The sequence below is a fragment of the Agrococcus sp. GCM10030265 genome (assembly GCF_042666675.1).
Taxonomy (GTDB): Bacteria; Actinomycetota; Actinomycetes; order Actinomycetales; family Microbacteriaceae; genus Agrococcus.
In genome coordinates, this window is the sequence record NZ_JBHTCZ010000004.1 from 459,525 (window position 1) to 481,564 (window position 22,040).

Below are 22,040 nucleotides of genomic sequence, written 5' to 3' on the forward strand. Positions count from 1 at the left end.
TGCGTGCCACGACCCACAGCATCGGCACGTAGCATCGGCAGACGATGGATTCGGTCCTGCTCTACGCCATCGGCGTCGTCATCCTCGTGATCGGCCTCGCCGTGTCGATCGCGCTGCACGAGGTCGGGCACCTGGTGCCCGCGAAGCGCTTCGGCGTGCGCGTCGGGCAGTACATGATCGGGTTCGGCCCGACGCTCCTCTCGCGCCGTCGCGGCGAGACCGAGTACGGCGTGAAGGCCATCCCGCTCGGCGGCTACATCTCGATGGCGGGCATGTTCCCGCCCAGGCGCGAGGGCGAGGCGGCGCGCACCGCGTCCACGGGCTTCTTCGACACGCTCGTGCAGGATGCGCGCGACGTGTCGGCGGAGTCGGCCGAGGGCGTGGGGGAGGAGCGCACCTTCTACCGGCTGCCGGTGTGGAAGCGCATCGTCATCATGCTCGGCGGGCCGCTCATGAACCTGCTGCTCGCGGTCGTGCTCTACGCGATCGTGCTGTGCGGGTTCGGCGTCGCGCAGCCCGGCACGACCATCGCGTCGCTGTCGGAGTGCGTGATCCCCGCCAGCCAGGAGCGCAGCGACTGCACCGCCTCCGACCCTGCCGCACCGGCAGCCGCCGCGGGCATCGAGCCGGGCGACGTCATCGTGGCGATCGACGGTGCGCCCGTCGAGGGCTGGGCCGACGTGCAGGCGGGCATCCGCGACGACGCGGGGCGGGAGCTCACGTTCACGGTCGAGCGCGACGGCGAGCCGCTCGACCTGCAGGTGACCCCGCTCGCGAGCGAGCGCTACGTGACGGATGCAGACGGCGAGATCGTCGAGGTCGACGGCGAGCCGCAGGTCGAGACCGTCGGGTTCATCGGCATCGGCCCGCAGTACGAGATCGTACGGCAGCCCGTCAGCGAGGTGCCCGTGGCGGTCGCCGACAACGTCGTGCGCGTCGTGCAGGTCATCGCGACGCTGCCCGTGCGCCTCGTCGAGGTGGCGCAGGCCGCGTTCGGCGGCGGCGAGCGCGACCCGGAGGGGCCGATCTCGGTCGTGGGCGTCGGTCGCATCGCCGGCGAGATCGCCTCGCTCGACCAGGTGCCGATCGCCGAGCGCGCGTCGTCGATGCTCAGCATCCTCGCGTCGCTCAACGTGGCGCTGTTCGTCTTCAACCTCGTGCCGCTCATGCCCCTCGACGGCGGGCACGTGCTCGGCGCGCTGCTCGAGGCCCTGCGGCGCGGATTCGCGCGGATGCGCGGCAGGCCGGATCCCGGCCCGATCGACACGGCTCGCTGGGTGCCCGTGACCCTCGCGGTCACGATCGTGCTCGGCCTCATGAGCGCGCTGCTCATCTACGCCGACATCATCAACCCGATCTCGATCCTCCCCTGACCGCTCGCTCGTCGGCCTGACCGGTCGCCCGTCGGACCCGACCGGTCGCTCGTGGGGCCTGACTGGTCGCTCGTGGGGCCTGACGAGCGACCAGTCACCCCGACGAGCGACCAGTCCGGCACCGGGGCCGGGGCCCGCACCGCAGCCGTAGGCTTACGGACATGGCCGCCATCAACCTCGGCACGCCGCAGGCTCGCACGCTCGCGCCGCGCCGCGCCACCAGGCAGATCCGCGTCGGCAGCGTCGCGGTGGGCGGCGACGCACCCGTGTCGGTGCAGTCGATGACGACGACGAGGACGACCGACGTCGACGCGACGCTGCAGCAGATCGCCGAGCTCACCGCGACCGGCTGCGACATCGTGCGCGTCGCGGTGCCGACGCAGGACGACGCGGACGTGCTGCACGTCATCGCGAGGAAGAGCCAGATCCCCGTCGTCGCCGACATCCACTTCCAGCCGAAGTACGTCTACGCGGCGATCGACGCGGGCTGCGCGGCCGTGCGCGTGAACCCCGGCAACATCCGCAGGTTCGACGACCAGGTCGGCGAGATCGCCAGGCGCGCGAAGGCCGCGGGCGTCAGCCTCCGCATCGGCGTCAACGCGGGCAGCCTCGAGCCGAGCCTGCTGCAGAAGCACGGCAAGGCGACGCCGGAGGCGCTCGTCGAGTCGGCCGTGTGGGAGGCGAGCCTCTTCGAGGAGCACGACTTCCACGACTTCAAGATCTCGGTGAAGCACAACGACCCCGTCACGATGGTGCAGGCCTACCGCCTGCTCGCGGAGCGCGGCGACTGGCCGCTGCACCTGGGCGTCACCGAGGCCGGCCCCGCCTTCCAGGGCACGATCAAGTCGGCGACGGCGTTCGGCATCCTGCTCGGCGAGGGCATCGGCGACACGATCCGCGTCTCGCTGTCGGCGCCGCCCGCCGAGGAGGTCAAGGTCGGCCTGCAGATCCTGCAGTCGCTCGGCCTGCGCGAGCGCCGCCTCGAGATCGTGTCGTGCCCGTCGTGCGGCCGCGCGCAGGTCGACGTCTACACGCTCGCCGACGAGGTGACCGAGGGCCTGAAGGACGTCACGGTGCCGTTGCGCGTCGCCGTCATGGGATGCGTCGTCAACGGGCCGGGGGAGGCCCGCGAGGCCGACCTGGGCGTGGCGAGCGGCAACGGCAAGGGCCAGATCTTCGTGCGGGGCGTCGTCGTGAAGACCGTGCCCGAGGCGGAGATCGTCGCGACCCTCATCGAGGAGGCGCGTCGCATCGCAGCCGAGAACCCCGACCTGCCCTCCGGCGAGCCGACCGTCGTCACGGCCGGCTCGTGACGCGGCTGCGCGCCTCGCGCATGCGCGTCGTGCAGCATCCCGCGCAGCGGCGCACGCTCGTCGTGCTGTCGATCGGCCAGGCGCTCGGCGGCGTCGGCAACGGCGTCGCGGTGGGGGTCGGCAGCCTGCTCGTCGAGCAGGTCACGGGCGATGCGGCGTTCGCGGGGCTCGCGGCGACGCTGCTCACGCTCGGCGGCGCCGTCCTCGCCGTGCCGCTCGCGCGGCTCGCCGTGCGCAGGGGGCGCAGGGCCGCGCTCACGTCGGGTGCGCTCATCGGCCTCGCGGGCACCACGACGATCGTGGTGGGCGGCTCGCTGGGCAGCTGGCCCGTCACGCTCGCAGGCTTCCTCGCCCTCGGCGCGTCCATGGCGGTCAACCTGCAGTCGCGCTTCGCGGCGACCGACCTGTCGGTGCGCACGCATCGGGGGCGCGACCTGTCGCTCGTGGTGTGGATGACGACGGTCGGCGTGGTGGTCGGCCCGCAGCTCATCCCGCCTGGCGACGCGATCGGCGTCGCCGTCGGCCTGCCGCACCTCGTGGGCGCCTACGTCATCGTGGGCGTCATGCAGGCGCTGACGGCGGTGGCGCTCGCGGTGGGGCTGCGACCCGACCCGCTCCTCACGGCGCAGGCGATGCGGGCGGGGGATGCGCGGGCGGCGGCGACGAGCGGCGGGGCGGTGTCCGCGGGCGGCCGGCGCCCGGCCGTCTCCGCCCGTCTCCTCGACCATCCGCGCGCCCTGCTCGCGATCGTCGTGGTCGCGAGCGGCCACGCGACGATGGTGGGCATCATGGCGCTCACGCCCGTGCACCTCGAGCACTCCGGCCACTCGCTCGCGGGCGTCGCGATCACGATGAGCGCGCACACGGCGGGCATGTACGCCCTCTCGCCCGTCTTCGGCATCCTCGCCGACCGCGTCGGCAGGCTGCAGACGATCCTCCTCGGGCAGGCGCTGCTCGTCGGCTCGATCGTCGTGAACGTGCTGCTGCCGACCGATCTCGCGCCGCTGTCGCTCGCCCTGCTGGGCCTCGGCTGGAGCGCGGCGACGGTCGCGGGCTCGACCCTCGTGAGCGAGAGCGCGCCCGAGTCGGCGCGTCCGCGCATCCAGGGCCGCTCGGATCTCGTGCAGGGCCTCGCGGGCGCGGCGGCGGGCGCCGTCGCAGGCCCCATCCTCGGCGTCGCGGGCTACTCGGGCCTGTCGCTCGCGATGGCGGCGTTCGTCGTCGCGGGATGCGTGGCGGCGATCGCGGCGTCCCGCACGCCCCGCGCCGAGGACGCGCCGCCGCTCGCGGAGTCGGCCGCCGCCCAGGCGGCACCCAGCGGGCCGCTGCGCGATGCCACTACCGTCGATGACGCACGACGCCGACCTCTGGAGGATCACACGTGAACGCAGTGCCGGGGCGCGCGCCCATCACGAAGGACGAGCTCGCCAGGGGCGGGCAGCTGATCCGGGCCGTGCAGCAGTCGTTCGCGTCGAAGGTCGTCGGCCAGGCCGACCTGCTGCAGTCGCTGCTCGTCGCCGTGCTCGCCAACGGTCACGTGCTCATGGAGTCGGTGCCAGGGCTCGCGAAGACGACGGCGGCGGCGACGCTCGCACGCGCCGTCGACGCGACGTTCCACCGCATCCAGTGCACGCCCGACCTGCTGCCGTCGGACATCGTCGGCACGCAGATCTACGACCAGCACGACGGCACGTTCCGCACCCAGCTCGGCCCCGTGCACGCCAACTTCGTGCTGCTCGACGAGATCAACCGCTCGAGCGCGAAGACGCAGTCGGCGATGCTCGAGGCCATGCAGGAGCGGCAGACGTCGATCGGCGGCGAGTCGCATCCGCTGCCGCGCCCGTTCCTCGTGCTCGCGACGCAGAACCCCATCGAGCAGGAGGGCACGTACACCCTGCCCGAGGCGCAGCTCGACCGCTTCCTGCTGAAGGAGATCCTCACCTATCCGTCGCCGACGGAGGAGGCCGAGATCGTGCGGCGCATCGAGTCGGGCGTCTTCGAGACCGACTCGACCCCCGTGGCCTCCGTCGAGGACGTGCAGTACCTGCAGGAGCTCACGAAGCGCGTCTACGTCGACCAGGCGATCGTGAACTACGTCGTGCAGCTCATGTACGTGACGCGTCACGCGAAGGACTACATCGGCGCGCAGCTCGCGGGCTACATCGAGTACGGCGCGAGCCCGCGAGGCTCGATCGCGTTCACGCAGGCGACGCGTGCGCTCGCGCTCGTGCGCGGCCGCGACTACGTCATCCCGGAGGACGTGAAGACGCTGCGCCATTCGATCCTGCGGCACCGCATCATCCTCGGCTACGAGGCGGAGGCGGATGGCGTGACGAGCGAGCAGGTCGTCGACGCCATCTTCGACGCCGTGCGCACGCCGTAGGGGCTCCCATGCAGCGCAGGCTCCAGAAGGTCAAGACGAAGATGGCGATCCACGCCCATCGTCGGACCTTCGAGCTGCTCGACGGCAACTACCAGTCAATCCATCACGGCCGCAGCCACGACTTCGACGACCTGCGCGAGTACGCGCCGGGCGACGAGGTGAAGGACATCGACTGGAAGGCGACGGCGAGGTCGACGACGCCGCTCGTCAAGCGGTACATCGCGTCGCGGCAGCACAACGTCGTCGTCGTGGTCGACACGGGCCGCAACATGGCGGCGACGGCCGAGAGCGGCGAGTCGAAGGAGGACGTCGCGATCCAGACGATCGGCATCCTCTCCTACCTCGCCGTCAAGCACGGCGACCGCGTCGCGATGTACGCGGGCAACGCCGAGCACACGGGCTTCACGCCCGAGGGCGGCTCGGAGGCGCATCTCGAGCGCATGCTGCGGATGCTCGACGACCAGATCTCGCTCGACGCGCCGGAGAGCGACCTCCAGCACGTGCTCGAGCAGGTGTCGAGGAGCGTGCGACGCCGGTCGCTCGTCGTCATCGTCGCCGACGACCTCGCCTACACGCGCGAGCTCGACCAGATCCTCGGCAGGCTGCACGTGCGCCACGAGGTGCTGTGGATCTCGATCGGCGACGCCGACCTCATGGCGCGCGACGCCAAGGCGCCCGCGATCTTCGGCGTCGCGGGCGACGCGCCGCTGCCCGACTACATCCGCCGCGACAAGAGCCTCATGCGCGCGTTCGACGAGGGCGTCGCGCAGCGCCGACGCACGCTGCAGCAGGAGCTCCTGTCGCTCGGCGTGGCGGCCGAGCGCATCCCCTCGTCGCAGGAGGTCATCCCGGCGCTGTTCCGGCTGCTTGAGAGGCACCGCCGTGTTCGTCGTTGACGCTCCCGACCTCTACGGGCCGTTCGCGTATCAGCCGTGGTGGGTGCTCGGCGTGCTGCTCGTCGTCGCGCTCGGCGGCGCGTACTACGTCGTGTGGCTGTGCACGCGGCCCCGTGGCGTGCTCGTGCCCCCGCCGCCGCCGCCGCGCAAGGTCGACGTGCGCTCGTTGAAGCAGAAGTACATCGCGATGATCGACGAGGTCGCCGACGAGCACGCCGCCGGCGAGCTCGACGCGCGCGCGCTCTCGCAGCGGCTGAGCCTCGTGCTGCGGTTCTTCGCCCACGAGTCGACGGGCGTCGTCGCCGAGGTCATGACGCTCGAGGATCTCGCCGACGCCGACCTGCCCGCCGTGCACGGCGCCGTCGCCCAGTACTACCCGTCGTCGTTCCGCCGCACCGCGCGCCACGATCCGGCTGCGGCGATCGACATCGCCAGGAAGGTGGTGTCGACGTGGATGTAGGGCTGCTGCTGTGGTGGTGGATGCTGCCGGCGCTGCTCGTCGTCGGCGGCGTGGTCGTGGCGCTCGCGCTCGTGCGCCGGCGCAGACGCGAGCGCGGCAAGCCCGTCGCCCACATGGACAGGCTCACGGCGCTGCCGCGCTACCGGCAGGCGTTCGCTCGCTACCGCGCGTGGTCGGCCCTCGGGCTCGTGCTGCTGATCGTCGCGGGCCTCGGCACGGCGTTCGTCGCCGCGCGCCCCGCTGCCGTGAACGCCAACCAGAACGACGACTACAAGCGCGACATCCTGCTGTGCCTCGACGTGTCCGGCTCGATGATCGACGTCGACGCCGAGATCCTCGGCGTGTTCCAGGAGATCGCCGCCGGCCTCGACGGCGAGCGCATCGGCATGCGCATCTGGGATGCGTCGAGCGTCATGGCGTTCCCGCTCACGAGCGACTACGACTACATCATCGACCAGCTGGGGCGCTACCAGCGGGCGTTCCAGGGCACCCTGGGGCCCGACGAGCAGTTCAACTACGCGGCTGGCACCGCGAACGGCAACGGCGCCTCGCTCGTGGGCGACGGCCTCGCGTCGTGCGCCCTCGACTTCGCCGACACCGACGACACCGACCGCCCGCGCTCGATCATCCTCGCGACCGACAACATGGTGAACGGGCAGCAGATCTTCTCGCTCGAGCAGGCGGGCCAGCTCGCGATCGACAACGACGTGCGCGTCTACGCGATCAACCCGTTCGACTGGGGCGGCGACCCGGTCTCGGCGCAGCTGCAGAACGTCGCCGAGACGACGGGTGGGGCGTACTTCGCGCTCGACTTCGCCGACACGGTCTCGAGCATCGTCGAGCGCGTGAACGCCATCGAGGCCGGCTACATCGAGACGCCGCCCGAGGTGCAGATCGTCGATCGCCCGGGCCCGATCCTGCCGCTGCTCATGGTGCTCGTCATCGGCATCTGCATCGTGGCGTGGAGGGTGCGACTGTGACGTTCCTGCCGGACATCCCCGTCGGCGTCCTCGCCGTGGTGGGCCTCGCGCTGCTCGGTCTGTGCGCGTGGCGGCTCGTCGCCGAGCGCGGCAGACGCGTGCACTGGATCCGCCGCACGGCGATGGCGCTGCTCGTCGTCGCGATGGTCGCGCGCCCCGGCGTGCCCGGCGGCGAGGTGCCGACGGGGTCGATCAACGTCAACGTCTTCCTCGTCATCGACACGTCGCAGTCGATCGCCGCGGAGGACTGGGGCCAGGGGGAGGCCCGCATCCAGGGCATCCGCGACGACGTGCGCGACGTCGCGTACGCGTTCGCGGGCTCGAACATCTCGGTCATCACGTTCGACTCCGAGCCGCAGCTGCGGGTGCCGCTCACCGACGACGGCTCGGCCGTCATCGAGCTCGTGAACGCGCTGCGGCCCGAGATCGGCTTCTTCTCGCAGGGCTCGTCGATCTCCGTGGCGCGCGACATGCTGCGGCAGGAGATCGAGCGCGCCGATGCGTCGCATCCCGGTGCGCCGACGCTCGTGTTCTACATGGGCGACGGCGAGCAGACGGCGGATGCGCCGCCCGAGCCGTTCGACGACGTGGCACCGCTCGTCGACACGGGCTTCGTGCTCGGCTACGGCACCGAGCAGGGCGGGCGCATGCAGGTGTCGGCGTTCGAGCAGTCCGACCAGCCCGAGTACGTGCAGGATCCCGCGGGCGGCGAGGCCGTCAGCCGCATCGACGAGGGTGCGCTGCAGGAGATCGCCTCGCAGCTGGGCGTGAGCTACCTGCACCGCACGGCCGACGTCGACCTCGCGCCGTCGCTCGACGCGATGACGTCGCAGCAGGGCGAGGTCGACCTGTCGCAGTACGAGGAGGCGCGCCTCGACCTCTACTGGGTGCTCGCCGTGCCGCTGTTCGCGCTGCTCATGTGGGAGCTGTGGGTGTTCGCGTCGGCGCTGCGCCTGCGGTCGGGGTCGGGCTCGAGGAGGGCATCGTGACGAGCACCGTGGAGCGACCGAGCACGCAGGCCGACGGCCCGCACGTGCCGCCGCCTGCGCGCCCGAGGGGCCGCATGACCGACGCGGGCAGGCGCCGCCTGCGCAGGATCCTCATGCTCGCGCTCGTGCCCGTCGCCATCGCGGGGCTCGTCGTCGCCGGCAAGCTCATAAGTGTGAACGCGTTCGCCGACGCGTCGCAGAACGCGTACGAGCGCCGCGCCTTCCAGGAGGCCGAGGCGCAGGCGCGCGGCCTGCTCTGGTGGAACGTGCTCGAGCCGTGGAAGGCACCGTTCGACGTGGGGGTCGCGCTCGCGATGCAGGGCAGCCCCGAGCAGCTCGAGCAGGCGCGCGCGCTGCTGGAGGAGTCGCTCGCGCTGCACGGGGCCGAGGGGTCGAACGAGGCGTGCATCATCCTCACGAACATCGTCTACGTGGTCGAGAAGCAGGGCGACCAGGCCCGCGAGGCCGACGACGCGCAGACGGCCAACGGCCTGTACCAGGAGGCGCTCGACGTCATCGCGGCGGCGCCCGAGGGATGCTTCGCCGAGCCGACGAGCATCCAGGCCGACACGGGCGAGCAGCTCGAGCAGTCGGTGCCGCGCATCGAGGAGAAGATCGAGGACGAGTCCGGCGGGGGCGGCGACGAGTCCGAGGAGCCGAGCGAGGGCGAGGAGTCCGAGGAGCCGTCCGAGGGCGGCGCGGAGGAGCCGCAGACGCAGCAGGAGCAGCTCGAGGAGCAGAACCAGCAGGCGCAGGAGCAGCAGCAGCAGCAGGACGAGTACGCCGACCAGCAGGGCGAGGGAGGCTCCGGCGGCGTCGAGCGCCCGTGGTGACTCGTAGGATCGTGGGGTGATCCGGCTCTCCCAGCTCTTCCTCACGACCCTTCGCGACGATCCCGCCGAGGCGGACGCCGCGAGCCATCGGCTGCTGCTGCGCGCGGGCTACATCCGCCGAGCGGGCTCGGGCCTCTTCGCCTGGCTGCCGCTCGGTCTGCGCGTGCGACGACGCATCGAGGAGGTCGTGCGCGAGGAGATGACGGCCGCGGGTGCGCAGGAGGTGCTCTTCCCCGGCCTGCTGCCGCGCGAGCCGTACGAGCGCACGGGCCGCTGGACCGAGTACGGCGACGGCATCTTCCGCCTCCAGGACCGCAAGGGCGCCGACCATCTGCTCGCGCCGACGCACGAGGAGGTCTTCACGCTGCTCGTGCAGGACGTCGTGTCGTCGTACAAGCAGCTGCCGCTGACGATCTACCAGATCCAGGACAAGTACCGCGACGAGACGCGGCCTCGCGCCGGCCTGCTGCGCGCGCGCGAGTTCACGATGAAGGACGCCTACTCGTTCGACGTCGACGACGCGGGTCTCGCGGCCTCCTACCAGGCGCAGCGCGACGCGTACGAGCGCATCTTCCGGCGCCTCGGGCTCGAGTACGTCATCGTCGCGGCCGACGCGGGCGCGATGGGCGGCTCGCGCTCGGAGGAGTTCCTGACCCCGACGGCGATCGGCGAGGACGCGTTCGTGCGCTCGGCGGGCGGGTACGCCGCGAACGTCGAGGCGTTCACGACGCTCGCCCCCGAGCCCATCCCGTTCGACGACGCACCCGCGGCCGTCGTGCACGACACGCCGGCGACGCCCACGATCCAGACCCTCGTCGACCACGCGAACGCGCACCAGCCGCGCGAGCGCGCATGGACGGCCGCCGACACGCTGAAGAACGTCGTGCTGCGCCTCACCCACCTCGACGGATCGCGCGAGCTGGTCGTCGTCGGCATCCCCGGCGACCGCGACGTCGACGAGAAGCGCGCGGAGGTGGCGTTCCAGCCCGCGACGGTCGAGGCGGCCACCGAGGCCGACTTCGCCGCGAACCCCGGGCTCGTCAAGGGCTACATCGGGCCCTGGTCGCCTGCGGGCGCCGTGCTGGGGGAGGAGTCCTCCACGGGCATCCGCTACCTGCTCGACCCGCGCGTCGTCGAGGGCACGACGTGGCTCACGGGTGCGAACGAGGACGGCAGGCACGTCTTCGGCCTCGTCGCCGGTCGCGACTTCGCGGGCGACGGATGGGTCGAGGTCGCCTCGGTGCGCGAGGGCGACCCCGCACCGGACGGCTCGGGCCCCGTCTCGATCGAGCGCGGCATGGAGATCGGCCACGTGTTCCAGCTCGGGCGCAAGTACGCGGAGGCGCTCGGGCTGCAGGTGCTCGACGAGGCCGGCAGGCTGCAGACCGTCACGATGGGGTCGTACGGCATCGGCGTCACGCGCAACCTCGCCGCGATCGTCGAGGCGCACCACGACGAGAAGGGCATCGTGTGGCCGCGCGAGATCGCGCCGTTCGACGTCCACGTCGTCGCCACGGGTCGCGACGCCGCGGTGTTCGAGATCGCCGAGCGCGTCGTCGCCGAGATCGAGGCGACGGGCCTCGAGGTGCTGTTCGACGACCGCGCCAAGGTGAGCCCGGGCGTGAAGTTCGGCGACGCCGAGCTCATCGGCGTGCCGCGCGTCGTCGTCGTGGGCAGGAACGCCGCCGAGGGGCTCGGCGAGCTGTGGGACCGCGCGACGGGCGAGCGCGCCGAGGTGCGCCTCGACGAGGTCGTCGCTCGCCTGCGGGACTGAGGCGATCGGGTCGAGGGGCTGGGCGCGCGTCGCTCGGCCCCTCGTCGCATCCGGTACGATCGAAGGTCTGCCCGACCCCACAACTGCATAGCAGGAGGCGCCCCATGGAGATCGATCTCAGCGTGCTGAAGCACCTCGAGCGCGAGCGCGAGGTCCCGTTCGACGAGCTCGTGCGCATCACCGAGCAGGCGATCCTGTCGGCCTACCTGCGCTCGCAGGAGCACCGCGGCGCCGACGCGCCCCGCGTGCGCGTCACGATCGACCGCAAGAGCGGTCTCGTGCAGGTCTTCGAGACCGAGACCGACGAGGACGGCAACGTCATCGGCGAGTCGCCCGTCGCGCAGGAGGACTTCGGCCGCATCGCGGCGTCCGCCGCGAAGCAGGTCATCTTCGAGCGGCTCCGCGCCCACTCCGACGAGTCGATCCTCGGGCAGTTCAAGGACCGCGAGGGCGAGATCGTCGCCGGCGTCGTGCAGCAGGGCCCGAACCCGCGCATGGTCTACGTGCAGATCGGCGAGGTCGAGGCGATCCTGCCGCCCGAGGAGCGCGTGCCCGGTGCCGAGTACCGCCACGGCCAGCGGCTGCGCGTGCTCGTGACGAAGGTGGAGCGCGGCCGTCAGGGTCCCCAGGTCACCGTGTCTCGCACGCACCCCGCGCTCGTGCGCAAGCTGTTCGCCCTCGAGGTGCCCGAGATCGCGAGCGGTCAGGTCGAGATCGTCGCGATCGCTCGCGAGGCGGGCCACCGCTCGAAGATCGCCGTCGTCGCGAAGGCGCCCGGCATCAACGCGAAGGGCGCCGCGATCGGCGAGCTCGGCGCGCGCGTGCGGGCCGTGCAGTCGGAGCTCGGCGACGAGAAGATCGACATCGTCGACTACTCCGACGACCTCGCGACGTTCGTGGCGAACGCGCTGAGCCCCGCGAAGGTGACCGACGCGTTCATGCTCGACGCGAAGCTGAAGGCGGTGCGCGCGCTCGTGCCCGACTTCCAGCTCTCGCTCGCGATCGGCAAGGAGGGCCAGAACGCGCGGCTCGCCGCCAAGCTCACGGGCTCGAAGATCGACATCCAGCCCGACTCCGTCATGGACGACTAGGGAAGCGATCCGCTGCCCTCCGCGTTGGGATAGACTGATGCCCATCCGCATGTGCCTCGGCTGCCGCATGCGCTGCGAGCAGGACGCCCTGGTGCGTCTCGTCGCGGCGAGCGGTCGGGTGGTCGTGGACGAGAGTCGACGGCTCCCTGGCAGGGGCGCGTGGGTGCACTCGGATGCCGCGTGCGTCCAACGGGCGACGAGATCGCTCGGACACGCGCTGCGCTCGAGGGGACTCGACGCGACGCCCATCGTCGAATGGGCGGCACGACTGGCCGGCGACGGCCACGACAGGAAGACAGAAACCACCATGGACAACTGATGAGCGGCTCGAGATGAGACCCGTCAGCTAGACGTCCGTCCCCTGTTCGGGGTCGGACCCGGACAGGAGAACAAGTGGCAAACCCACGTGTGCATGAGATCGCCGCCGAGCTCGGTGTCGAGAGCAAGGTCGCGCTCGCGAAGCTGAAGGAGATGGGGGAGTTCGTCAAGGGCCCCGCATCCGCCGTCGCTCCGCCGGTCGCGCGCAAGCTCAAGGCCGCCCTCGCGGAGGCCGGCGTCGCGAAGCAGCCCGAGGCTGCCTCGGCGCAGGAGAAGCCCGCAGCGAGGCCCGCTGCCAAGCCCGCTGCGAAGCCGTCGGCCGCGACCCCCGCGGCTGCTGCGCCCGTAGCACCCGCCGAGGCGCCCGCCCCGGCTGCCAAGCCCGCGGCCGCGAAGCCCGCGGCCGCGAAGCCCGAGGCCGCGAAGCCCGAGGCGGCGACGCCCGCCGCCGAGCCCGCAGCGCCCGCCGACCCGTCGGCGGCGACCCCCGGCGCGCCCACGCCCGGCGCCCCGACGCCGAACGCCATCCCGCGCCCCATGGCGCGTCCGGGCGCCCCGCGCCCCGGCAACAACCCCTTCGCGTCGTCGCAGGGCATGGGTCGTCCGCGTGGCGGCAACAACCCGTTCACCGCGCGTCCCACCCGTGACTCGCCGCGCCCCGGCGCACCGCGACCCGGCGCACCCCGTCCGGGCGCCCCGCGTCCCGGCTCGCCCCGTCCCGGCGCTCCGCGCGGCGGCCAGGGCGGCCCCGGCGGCGGCCTCGGCTTCCAGCGCCCCGGCGCCGGTCAGCCCGGTCGTGGCGCTCCCGGTCGTGGCGGCCCGGCGTTCGCCGGTCGTCGCGGACGCGGTCCCGGCGGCACCGCCGGCGCGTTCGGCAAGGGCGGCGGCAAGGCCAAGTCGCGCAAGTCGAAGCGCACGAAGCGGCTCGAGTTCGAGATGCGCGAGGCGCCGTCGCTCGGCGGCGTGCGCGTCCGTCGCGGCGAGGGCCAGATCGTCCGCATGCGCCGCGGCGCATCGATCTCGGACTTCGCCGAGAAGATCGACGTGAGCCCCGGCGACCTCGTGCAGGTGCTGTTCCACCTGGGCGAGATGGCCACGGCCACCGAGTCGCTCGACGAGTCGACGTTCGAGATCCTCGGCGAGGAGCTCGGCTACCGCATCCAGATCGTCAGCCCCGAGGACGAGGACAAGGAGCTCCTCGAGGGCTTCGGCCTCGACCTCGAGCAGGAGCTCGAGGACGAGGACGACACCGACCTCGAGTTCCGTGCGCCCGTCGTCACGGTCATGGGTCACGTCGACCACGGCAAGACGCGACTGCTCGACGCGATCCGCAAGTCGAACGTCATCGCGGGCGAGGCCGGCGGCATCACGCAGCACATCGGTGCGTACCAGGTGTACCGCGAGCACGAGGGCATCGACCGCGCGGTGACGTTCATCGACACCCCGGGTCACGAGGCCTTCACGGCCATGCGTGCCCGTGGCGCGCGCGTCACCGACCTCGCGATCCTCGTGGTCGCGGCCGACGACGGCATCATGCCCCAGACGGTCGAGGCGCTGAACCACGCGCAGGCCGCAGGCGTGCCGATCGTGGTCGCGGTCAACAAGGTCGACAAGGAGGGCGCGAACCCCGCCAAGGTGCGGCAGCAGCTCACCGAGTACAACCTCGTGGCCGAGGAGTACGGCGGCGACGTCATGTTCGTCGACGTGTCCGCGCTCACGGGCAAGGGCGTCGACGACCTCATCGAGGCCGTCCTGCTCACGGCCGACGCCGGGCTCGACCTGCGTGCCAACCCCAACAAGGAGGCACGCGGCGTCGCGATCGAGGCTCGCCTCGACAAGGGTCGCGGTGCGGTCACGACCGTGCTCATCCAGTCGGGCACGCTGCGCGTCGGCGACGCGATCGTCGCGGGCACGGCCTACGGCCGCGTGCGCGCCATGACCCTCGACGACGGCACCCCCGTCGACGAGGCATGGCCGTCGATGCCCGTCCAGGTGCAGGGCCTCTCGTCGGTCCCGCGCGCAGGCGACACCTTCCTCGTCACCGAGGAGGACCGCACCGCGCGTCAGATCGCCGAGAAGCGCGAGGCCGTCGAGCGCAACGCGCTGCTGGCGAAGAGCCGCAAGCGCATCTCGCTCGAGGACTTCAAGGCCGCGCTCGACCAGGGCAAGGTCGAGACCCTCAACCTCATCATCAAGGGCGACGTGTCCGGTGCGGTCGAGGCGCTCGAGGAGTCGCTGCTCAAGATCGACATCGACGACTCGGTCGACCTGCGCATCATCCACCGAGGCGTGGGCGCGATCACGGAGTCCGACGTGAACCTCGCGACGGTCGACTCGGCCGTGATCGTGGGCTTCAACGTGCGTCCCGACACGAAGGCGCGCGAGCGCGCCGCTCGCGAGGGCGTCGACGTCCGCTTCTACAACGTCATCTACGCAGCGATCGACGACATCGAGAGCTCGCTGAAGGGCATGCTGAAGCCGGAGTACGAGGAGGTCCAGTCGGGCGTCGCGGAGATCCGGGAGGTGTTCCGCTCGTCGAAGTGGGGCAACATCGCCGGCGTCATCGTGCGCTCGGGCACGATCACCCGAAACGCGAAGGCCCGCGTCATCCGCGATGGCGTCGTGCTCGCCGACGGCCTGGCGATCGAGTCGCTGCGCCGCTTCAAGGACGACGTCACCGAGGTCAAGACCGACTTCGAGTGCGGCATCGGCCTCGGCAGGTTCAACGACATCCAGCTCGGCGACGAGATCGAGACCATCGAGATGGTCGAGAAGCCGCGCGACTGAGTCGAGGACGCGTGTGGATGGGGTGGCTGCGGCCACCCCATCCGTGCATCCGGCCGGAGCCGGACGAGAGGCATCGGCGCCGCAGGGCGCCATGAGGAGAGGAAGCAGCCGTGGCAGAGAACCCCAGGGCCCGCAAGATCGCGGACCGCATCCAGGAGATCACCGCGAAGACGATCGAGCGCGAGATCCGCGACCCGCGGCTCGGGTTCGTCACCATCACCGACGTGCGGGTCACGGGCGACCTGCAGCACGCATCGATCTTCTACACGGTGTACGGCACCGACGAGGAGCGCGCCGACTCCGCCGTGGCGCTGCAGTCGGCGAAGGGCGTCGTGCGCCGCGAGATCGGCAAGGGCATCTCGCTGCGGCTCACGCCGTCGGTCGAGTTCATCCTCGACGCGCTGCCGGACTCGGCGGCCTCGATCGATCATCTGCTCGACGAGGCGCGCACGCGCGACGCCGCGACGGCGCAGCAGCAGTCGACGGCGTCGTACGCCGGCGAGGCCGACCCGTATCGGAAGCCGCGCGAGGACGACGAGGAGGACTGACCCTCCCGTGACGGCGGAGGCGGCACGTGCGTGCCGCCTCCGTCGTCAGATCGCGTCGAGCACGATCGTGCCGTCGGCGACCGACGCGGAGCGCACGCGGACGCGGATGCGCGTCGCGGGCTCGGCGGGCGTGACGACGCGCGCCTCGACCGGCGGGTCGACGAGCTGCACGACGGCCTCGTCGTCGCGTCGCTCGACGACGAGCGCGTCGAGCTCGTCGCCCACGCGTGCCGCGAGGATCCACGCGGCGACCGCCTGCAGCGACTCGCGCTCGAGCTGCGACGCGCGCGACGCCGAGGAGCGCATCGCGTCGGGCACCCCTGCGGCGGCGTCGCGAGCCCACGCGGGCACGTCGCGCCCGTTGGCGATCGCCTCGCAGTGCGCGAGCACGATGCGGTCGACGAGGCGGCGCAGCGGCGCGGTCGCATGCGCGTACGGGGCGCCGATGGCGGCCTGCACCACGGCGTCGGCTCCCGGGGTGGTGCCGTCGAGCACGAGGTAGTCGGCTCCGCGGAAGAGCCTGCGTGCCGCGGCGAGGACGGCGACGGTCGTGGGCTCGGCGCGGTCGAGGCGCCGCAGGAAGGCGCCGTAGTGCTCGTCGGCGCCCCAGGGCACGCCCAGCGCCTCGGTCGCGAGGCGGAACTCGCGGATGGCGTCCCTCGACGGGCGGGGCATGGTGCGCAGCACGCCCTCGCCGGCCGCGAGCTGCAGCCGCGCCGCCTCCATGCCGGTCATGAGGCTGATCTGCGCGTTCCACTGCTCGACGGGCAGGGGTGCACGGCGCTCGATGCGCCAGCCGTGCTCGTCGTGCACGACCTCCTCGTCGGGTGCGTCGAGGCTCGCGCCGTCGCGCGCGGCCTCGAGCACGATGCGGCGCTCGCCCACGGTGCGCAGCATGCCGAGGTGCTCGTCGCCCGCGTCGATGCGTCGTTGTGCCTCGGGGTAGGAGAGCTGCTCGCGGCTGCGCACGCGGGCGCGCTCGAGGCTCGTGTCGCGCACGGCGCCCGAGGCGTCGAGCACGAACGTCCACACGAGCGCCTGTCGCTCGACGTCGGGCAGGAGGCTCGCGGCATCCTCGCTCAGCACGGTCGGATGCAGCGGCACGCGTGCGTCGGGCGCGTAGAGGGTCTGCCCGCGCCTGCGCGCCTCGACGTCGACGGCGCCGCCGGGGGCGACGAACGCGGGCACGTCGGCGATGGCGTAGCGCACGACGTGGCCCTCGCCGTCGGCCTCGATGGCGAGCGCCTGGTCGAGGTCGGTGGAGCCCTCGGGATCGATCGTGACGAACGGCACGTCGGTGCGGTCGGCGCCCTCGAGCGGCTGGCGCGCCGCGCGCGCCGCCTCGGCCTCGACCTCCGGCGGGAATGCCTCGGAGGCGCCGAGGTCGGCGCGGATGGCAGCGAGCGCTGCGTTGAGCTCGGGAGCGTCGGCGCGGAGCCGTTGCTGTCGCAGGGGCACGAGTCGACCCTACTGACGACGTGCGTCAGTGCGGCAGCCGCACCGTCTCGTCCTCCACGACGACGAGGCCGTCGGCCGCGAGGGATGCGAGCGCGCGCGAGAGCTGGTCGGCGTCGGGCCACAGCGGGGCGAGGTCGCCGCGGGCGAGCGGCACGTCGACCTCGCGCAGCGCCCGCAGCACCGTGCCGCGCGCCTGGCGGTCGCTGCCTGCGAACGCCGCCTGACGCGGCGCACGGCGGCCCTCGTAGGGCGGTCGTCCCGCGGCGACCCATGCGCACTCGGCGACGAGCGGGCAGTCGTCGCATCGCGGTGCGCGCGCCGTGCACACGAGCGCACCGAGCTCCATGAGCGCGATCGACACGGTGCCGGCCTCCGCGACGTCGGCGGGCAGCAGCGCCTCGACGCGCGCGAGGTCGGCGCGCGCGGCGGGGCCCGCATCCCCCTGCCCGACGACGGCGCGCGCGACGACGCGGCGCACGTTGGTGTCGACGACGGGATGCCGCTGCCGGAAGTGGAAGACCGCGACCGCTCGCGCCGTGTAGTCGCCGATGCCGGGCAGCGCGAGCAGGGTCGCGACGTCGCTCGGCACGACGCCGCCGTGGCGATCGACGATCGCGCGCGCGGCGTCCTGCAGCCGAAGGGCGCGCCTGGGGTACCCGAGCGTGCCCCACGCGCGCAGCACCTCGTGCGTGGGCGCATCGGCGAGGTCGGCGGGCGTCGGCCAGCGATCCAGCCATGCGACGATCGCCGTGCGCACGCGCGCGACCTGCGTCTGCTGCAGCATGATCTCGCTGACGAGCGTGCCCCACGCGGTGAAGCCGGGCTCGCGCCACGGCAGGTCCCGGCGGTGCTGCGCGTACCAGGGCGCGAGCCTCGCGTGCAGCACGTCCGCGTCCATCGCTCCAGGCTACGGTCGCCTCCGTCGGTCGACGCGCACGGCGTCCGCCGAACGGCGGATGCGGCCCTCGGATGCGGCCCGTACCGTCGGTCGCGTGACCATCCCAGCCACCGCAGCACCCTCGCCCGCCGCCGCCCGCGCCCGCGCCATCGCCCCCGATCTCGCGCGCGGCCTCATGCTGCTCCTCATCGCGCTCGCGAACATGCCGTGGCACCTCTTCGGCCGCGAGACGAGCCTCACCTCGATGCACCACGTCGACGGCTCGACGGGCGATCGCATCTGGCAGGCCATCGCGGTCGTCGCCGTCGACGGTCGCAGCTACCCGCTGTTCGCGTTCCTCTTCGGCTACGGCATGTGGCAGCTGTACCGCAAGCAGCTCGCAGCGGGCGCGACGTCGCTCGAGGCGCGACGGCTGCTGCGACGCAGGCACTGGTGGATGCTCGCGTTCGGTGCCGTGCACGCCGCGCTGCTGTGGGTGGGCGACATCATCGGGGCGTACGGGCTCGTCGGCCTCATCATCGGGGCCATCTTCCTCGAGCGGCGCGACCGCACGATCGCGATCTGGTCGTGGATCCTCGCGGGGCTGCTCGCGCTCGGCGCCGTCTCGTTCGCCGCGATGGGTGCGCTGCTCGGCGCCCTCGACCTGCCGATGGACCTCGAGGCCGGCGACGCCGGCGGCATCCCGAGCGTCGCGGGCATCGAGTCGTACCCGATGTCGATCCTCGCGCGACTGGGCATGTGGGCCGTCGTCGCGCCGACGCAGGGCATCCTCGGGCTCGTCGTGCCGCTCGCCATCCTCCTCGCGATCCTCGCCGCCCGCCACGGCATCCTCGAGGAGCCCGAGCGGCACCGCCGACTCCTCGTCCGCGTCGCGGCCTGGGGCATCGCGATCGGCTGGGCTGGCGGCGCGCTCGCCTACGCCGAGCTCCTCGGCGCGTTCGAGCCGATGCCGTCGTGGACGTTCTCGCTCGTCCACGTCGCGACGGGCCTGCCCGCCGGCGTCGGCTACGCGGCGCTCTTCGCCCTGGTCGCCGCGCGCATGGCGCGCCGGCCCCTCGGCCCCGTCGGCCGTGCGCTCACGGCCGTCGGCAAGCGGTCGATGACGAGCTACCTGCTGCAGTCGGTGCTCTTCGCGCCCGTGCTGTCGGCGTGGGGGCTCGGCCTCGGCGGCGTGCTCACCGAGTGGCAGGGCGCGCTGTACGCCGTCGGGGTGTGGCTCGTGACCGTCGCCGTCGCCGTGGCACTCGACGTCGCCGGGCGGCGAGGGCCTGCCGAGACCCTGCTGCGTCGCCTCGCGTACCCGCGCGACGCGAGGGTGCGCCCGACGAGCATGTCGTCGTCCGGCGAGGCACCGGAGCCGCGGAGCGCGGCCGCTGCGCCCTCGGCGAGCACGGCGCCGCCGCCCGGCGCGCGCGGCTAGCCTGGCTGCATGGCCGATCAGCAGCTCCTCATGCAAGCGGCGTCGTGGACGCCCGAGCAGAAGGCGCTCTACACCGAGGTGGCGCGCGTCGTGCAGGCGCGCAGCCCGCGCGGGCGCCGCATCGTCGCGGTCGACGGTCGCGACGGCGTCGGCAAGACGCACCTCGCCGACGCGCTGCACGTCGCGTTCGCTCGCGCGGGCGTGCAGTCGTTCCGCGCGAGCCTCGACGACTTCCAGCAGCCGCGCGAGCGCCGTCACAGGCAGGGCCGCGACTCGTGGAAGGGGCGGTACGAGGACGCCTTCGACCTCGAGCTCGTCGACCGCGTGCTGCTGCAGCCGTTCCGCATGGGCGGCTCGACGGGCTTCATGACGAGGGCGTTCGACGTCGAGACCGACACCCCGGTCGAGATGGACTGGCGCACCGCCGGTCCCGACGCCGTGCTCATCCTCGACGGCGTCTTCCTGCTGCGCCCGGCCTTCCGGGGCCGGTGGCACTTCGTCGTGCGGCTCGAGGCGTCGGACGCCGAGCGCGGTGCGCGCCTGCAGCGGCGCGACGGCGCGCATCCCCTCGTCTCGCACTCCTCGCACGACCGGGACCGCCTGGCGCACGAGCACTACGAGGCGCTCGCCGACCCGGTGCGCGCTGCCGACATGGTCATCGACACCACCGACGTGCGGGCACCCAGGCAGGTCTTCCAGGACCGCTGCTGAGCGATGCCCGGCGACGATGAGGCTGCCGGCTCCGAGCGGGGCCGATCGGCGCGCCCCTCGCGTCGTCGGCGCATCGCGCGCCGCATCGGCATCGCGCTCGGCGTCGTCGTCGCGCTCGCGGTCGTCGCCGGGCTCGTGTGGGCGAGCACGCCGCATCCGGCCGATGCCGACGGGCTCGCCGCCGTCGAGTCGGACGAGAGGGTGTCGGTCGACGAGCGCGACGGGCTCATCGTGGTGCTGCCGACGGACGCCGCCGCCGAGACGCTCGCCGGGCAGGGGGTCGTCGTGCTCGCAGGCGCCCGCGTCGACCCGCGGGCCTACGTCAGGACGTTCCGCGACGTCGCCGCAGAGGGTGCGGCGGTCGTGATCGTGCGCTCGCCGCTCACCCTCGCGATCCTCGAGCAGCGGCCGCTGTCCGACGTCACGGCTGCGGTGCCGGGCATCGACGAGTGGTCGGTCGCCGGGCACAGCATGGGCGGCGTGCGCGCGTGCACGTACGCCGAGGACGACGCCGTGGATGCGCTCGTGCTCCTCGCCTCGTACTGCTCGCTCGGCGACCTGAGCGGTCGCGACGACCTCACGGTCCTGTCGATCACGGGCTCGCGCGACGACGTGCTGAACCAGGAGGCGGCGCTCGACGCTCGGTCGCTGCTGCCGGACGACGCGGCGTTCGTCGAGCTCGACGGCGTCTCGCACGCGCAGTTCGGCGACTACGGCGACCAGCCGGGTGACGGCGAGCCCGCCGTGAGCGACGACGATGCGCACGCGGCGATCGCGGCAGCGATCGTCGACGCGTTGCGCGGCTGACGCGCGCGACTAGGGGAGCGGAGCGAGCGCCGCGACCCGCTCCCGCGGCGCGAAGGCGCCCGTGCGCTCGACCTCGTGCACGAGCGCCACGAGCCCTGCGTTGACCGGGGCCGCGAGGCCGAGCCGCGTCGACGCGTCCACGATCGCTCCGGCGAGGTCGTCGACCTCGGTCGGCTGGCCCCTGCGGATGCTCTGCTGCGTGGAGCCGAGGTTCGGCACGTCGCCGAAGGAGGCGGCCATCCGCAGCGGCACGGCCGTCGCCTCCTCGATCGACGCGGCGAGCGCGCCGACCGTCTCGGGTCCGACGGCGCCGACCCGCTCGAGCGCGACGCCCGAGGCGAGCGCGGCGAGCGCCGCCTCGCGCATCGCCGCGGCGGTGACGCGCAGCAGCGCGGGATCCGCGGCGACGTCCTGCATGCTGCGGCCGACGGCGGCGGGCACCGCGTTGGCCGCGTTGACGCACAGCTTGGCCCACTGCGCGCCCTCGATGCTCGTGGCGATGCGCACGTCGGGCATCGCAGCGGCGAGCAGCGCCGCGAAGCGCTCGCCCTCCGGGCCGCCGACGACGGTCTCGCCCGCCGCCGTGACGCGCACGACGCCCGGCTCGAGGGCGTTCGCGGCCCACGTGCCGAGCCCGGCGGCGACGCGGTCGTGGCCGAGGATGCGCGCGGCCCGGCCGTGGGCGTCGAGGCCGTTCTGCACGGCGAGCACCGGCACGCCGGCGAGCGCCGTGCGTGCGGGGGAGAGGGCGTCCGCGGAGTCGATGGTCTTCGTCGCGAGGATCGCGGCATCGGGCGGCGTCGTCAGCGCATCCTCGACCTCGGGCCGTGCGAGATGCTCCCCGAAGGCGCCCTCGAGCCGGATGCCGCGCTCGCGCAGCACGGGCGCCGACGAGCGGGCGACGACGACGACGTCATGCCCCGCGGCGTCGAGCAGCGCGGCGAGGCAGCCGCCGATGGCACCAGCCCCGAGCACCGCGATCCGCATCGCCCCAGGCTACG

General features: G+C 72.9%; 20 protein-coding genes. 17 read left to right on the forward strand and 3 right to left on the reverse strand.

The genetic code is table 11. The annotated features are described in order from the left end of the window. Positions 1-44: 44 nt before the first annotated feature. From ACFQPP_RS13900 to rbfA, 14 genes are all read left to right on the forward strand, one after another. Complete coding sequence (locus ACFQPP_RS13900) at positions 45-1,373, forward strand: M50 family metallopeptidase (RefSeq protein ID WP_376917237.1); 1,329 nt, start codon at positions 45-47, stop codon at positions 1,371-1,373. A gap of 161 nt (positions 1,374-1,534) precedes the next feature. After that, positions 1,535-2,686: a flavodoxin-dependent (E)-4-hydroxy-3-methylbut-2-enyl-diphosphate synthase gene (gene ispG / locus ACFQPP_RS13905; protein ID WP_376917238.1), complete on the forward strand. Its 1,152-nt coding sequence runs from the start codon at positions 1,535-1,537 to the stop codon at positions 2,684-2,686. After that, the gene (locus ACFQPP_RS13910) at positions 2,683-4,071 is read left to right on the forward strand and encodes an MFS transporter (protein ID WP_376917239.1); all 1,389 of its coding nucleotides are present in this window, start codon (positions 2,683-2,685) and stop codon (positions 4,069-4,071) included. Before ispG ends, ACFQPP_RS13910 begins: the two co-directional genes overlap by 4 nt. Further along, entirely contained in the window at positions 4,068-5,069 is a 1,002-nt protein-coding gene (locus ACFQPP_RS13915) for an AAA family ATPase (RefSeq protein WP_376917240.1), read from the forward strand. Before ACFQPP_RS13910 ends, ACFQPP_RS13915 begins: the two co-directional genes overlap by 4 nt. Before the next feature lie 8 nt (positions 5,070-5,077). Further along, positions 5,078-5,965, forward strand: a complete 888-nt coding sequence (locus ACFQPP_RS13920) for a DUF58 domain-containing protein (protein WP_376917241.1) — start codon at positions 5,078-5,080, stop codon at positions 5,963-5,965. Further along, a complete protein-coding gene (locus ACFQPP_RS13925; RefSeq protein WP_376917242.1) occupies positions 5,952-6,425 on the forward strand; it encodes a hypothetical protein in 474 nt (157 codons plus the stop codon). The genes ACFQPP_RS13920 and ACFQPP_RS13925 overlap by 14 nt, the downstream gene beginning before the upstream one ends. After that, the gene (locus tag ACFQPP_RS13930; protein ID WP_376917243.1) at positions 6,416-7,405 is read left to right on the forward strand and encodes a hypothetical protein; all 990 of its coding nucleotides are present in this window, start codon (positions 6,416-6,418) and stop codon (positions 7,403-7,405) included. Before ACFQPP_RS13925 ends, ACFQPP_RS13930 begins: the two co-directional genes overlap by 10 nt. After that, a complete protein-coding gene (locus ACFQPP_RS13935) occupies positions 7,402-8,394 on the forward strand; it encodes a VWA domain-containing protein (RefSeq protein ID WP_376917244.1) in 993 nt (330 codons plus the stop codon). The genes ACFQPP_RS13930 and ACFQPP_RS13935 overlap by 4 nt, the downstream gene beginning before the upstream one ends. After that, on the forward strand, positions 8,391-9,227 hold the full coding sequence (locus tag ACFQPP_RS13940) for a hypothetical protein (protein WP_376917245.1): 837 nt from the start codon (positions 8,391-8,393) through the stop codon (positions 9,225-9,227). Before ACFQPP_RS13935 ends, ACFQPP_RS13940 begins: the two co-directional genes overlap by 4 nt. Positions 9,228-9,243: 16 nt before the next feature. After that, complete coding sequence (locus tag ACFQPP_RS13945; RefSeq protein WP_376917246.1) at positions 9,244-11,001, forward strand: proline--tRNA ligase; 1,758 nt, start codon at positions 9,244-9,246, stop codon at positions 10,999-11,001. Between the two features lie 104 nt (positions 11,002-11,105). Beyond that, complete coding sequence (nusA, locus tag ACFQPP_RS13950) at positions 11,106-12,092, forward strand: transcription termination factor NusA (RefSeq protein WP_376917247.1); 987 nt, start codon at positions 11,106-11,108, stop codon at positions 12,090-12,092. Between the two features lie 37 nt (positions 12,093-12,129). Next, the gene (locus tag ACFQPP_RS13955; RefSeq protein WP_376917248.1) at positions 12,130-12,411 is read left to right on the forward strand and encodes a YlxR family protein; all 282 of its coding nucleotides are present in this window, start codon (positions 12,130-12,132) and stop codon (positions 12,409-12,411) included. A 74-nt stretch (positions 12,412-12,485) separates the two neighbouring features. Beyond that, positions 12,486-15,197, forward strand: coding sequence for a translation initiation factor IF-2 (infB, locus tag ACFQPP_RS13960; RefSeq protein WP_376917249.1), 2,712 nt, complete (start codon positions 12,486-12,488; stop codon positions 15,195-15,197). A gap of 110 nt (positions 15,198-15,307) precedes the next feature. Continuing rightward, a complete protein-coding gene (gene rbfA / locus ACFQPP_RS13965) occupies positions 15,308-15,745 on the forward strand; it encodes a 30S ribosome-binding factor RbfA (protein WP_376917250.1) in 438 nt (145 codons plus the stop codon). 45 nt (positions 15,746-15,790) lie between these two features. Here the strand turns inward: rbfA and ACFQPP_RS13970 are convergent, their stop codons facing one another. Next, positions 15,791-17,203, reverse strand: a complete 1,413-nt coding sequence (locus ACFQPP_RS13970; RefSeq protein WP_376917251.1) for an RNB domain-containing ribonuclease — start codon at positions 17,201-17,203, stop codon at positions 15,791-15,793. 25 nt (positions 17,204-17,228) lie between these two features. Next, entirely contained in the window at positions 17,229-18,101 is an 873-nt protein-coding gene (locus ACFQPP_RS13975; RefSeq protein WP_376917252.1) for an A/G-specific adenine glycosylase, read from the reverse strand. Positions 18,102-18,195: 94 nt separating this feature from the next. Here ACFQPP_RS13975 and ACFQPP_RS13980 point away from each other — a divergent pair, with 94 nt between their 5' ends. The 3 genes from ACFQPP_RS13980 to ACFQPP_RS13990 are packed head-to-tail and all read left to right on the forward strand — an operon-like array spanning position 18,196 to position 21,039. After that, a complete protein-coding gene (locus tag ACFQPP_RS13980) occupies positions 18,196-19,521 on the forward strand; it encodes a DUF418 domain-containing protein (RefSeq protein ID WP_376917253.1) in 1,326 nt (441 codons plus the stop codon). A gap of 9 nt (positions 19,522-19,530) precedes the next feature. Continuing rightward, positions 19,531-20,232: an ATP-binding protein gene (locus ACFQPP_RS13985; RefSeq protein WP_376917254.1), complete on the forward strand. Its 702-nt coding sequence runs from the start codon at positions 19,531-19,533 to the stop codon at positions 20,230-20,232. A 3-nt stretch (positions 20,233-20,235) separates the two neighbouring features. After that, positions 20,236-21,039 (forward strand): alpha/beta hydrolase, encoded by an 804-nt coding sequence (locus tag ACFQPP_RS13990; protein WP_376917255.1) that lies wholly within the window; start codon positions 20,236-20,238, stop codon positions 21,037-21,039. Positions 21,040-21,048: 9 nt separating this feature from the next. On the opposite strand, the gene ACFQPP_RS13995 is transcribed toward ACFQPP_RS13990, so the two are convergent. After that, positions 21,049-22,026 (reverse strand): ketopantoate reductase family protein, encoded by a 978-nt coding sequence (locus tag ACFQPP_RS13995; RefSeq protein WP_376917256.1) that lies wholly within the window; start codon positions 22,024-22,026, stop codon positions 21,049-21,051. Positions 22,027-22,040 lie beyond the last annotated feature (14 nt).

Coding starts and splice junctions, on each gene's coding strand:
- ACFQPP_RS13900 (WP_376917237.1), top strand. CDS start 45: ATGGATTCGGTCCTGCTCTACGCCATCGGCGTCGTCATCCTCGTGATC.
- ispG (WP_376917238.1), top strand. CDS start 1,535: ATGGCCGCCATCAACCTCGGCACGCCGCAGGCTCGCACGCTCGCGCCG.
- ACFQPP_RS13920 (WP_376917241.1), top strand. CDS start 5,078: ATGCAGCGCAGGCTCCAGAAGGTCAAGACGAAGATGGCGATCCACGCC.
- nusA (WP_376917247.1), top strand. CDS start 11,106: ATGGAGATCGATCTCAGCGTGCTGAAGCACCTCGAGCGCGAGCGCGAG.
- ACFQPP_RS13955 (WP_376917248.1), top strand. CDS start 12,130: ATGCCCATCCGCATGTGCCTCGGCTGCCGCATGCGCTGCGAGCAGGAC.
- ACFQPP_RS13975 (WP_376917252.1), bottom strand. CDS start 18,101: ATGGACGCGGACGTGCTGCACGCGAGGCTCGCGCCCTGGTACGCGCAG.
- ACFQPP_RS13985 (WP_376917254.1), top strand. CDS start 19,531: ATGGCCGATCAGCAGCTCCTCATGCAAGCGGCGTCGTGGACGCCCGAG.
- ACFQPP_RS13990 (WP_376917255.1), top strand. CDS start 20,236: ATGCCCGGCGACGATGAGGCTGCCGGCTCCGAGCGGGGCCGATCGGCG.
- ACFQPP_RS13995 (WP_376917256.1), bottom strand. CDS start 22,026: ATGCGGATCGCGGTGCTCGGGGCTGGTGCCATCGGCGGCTGCCTCGCC.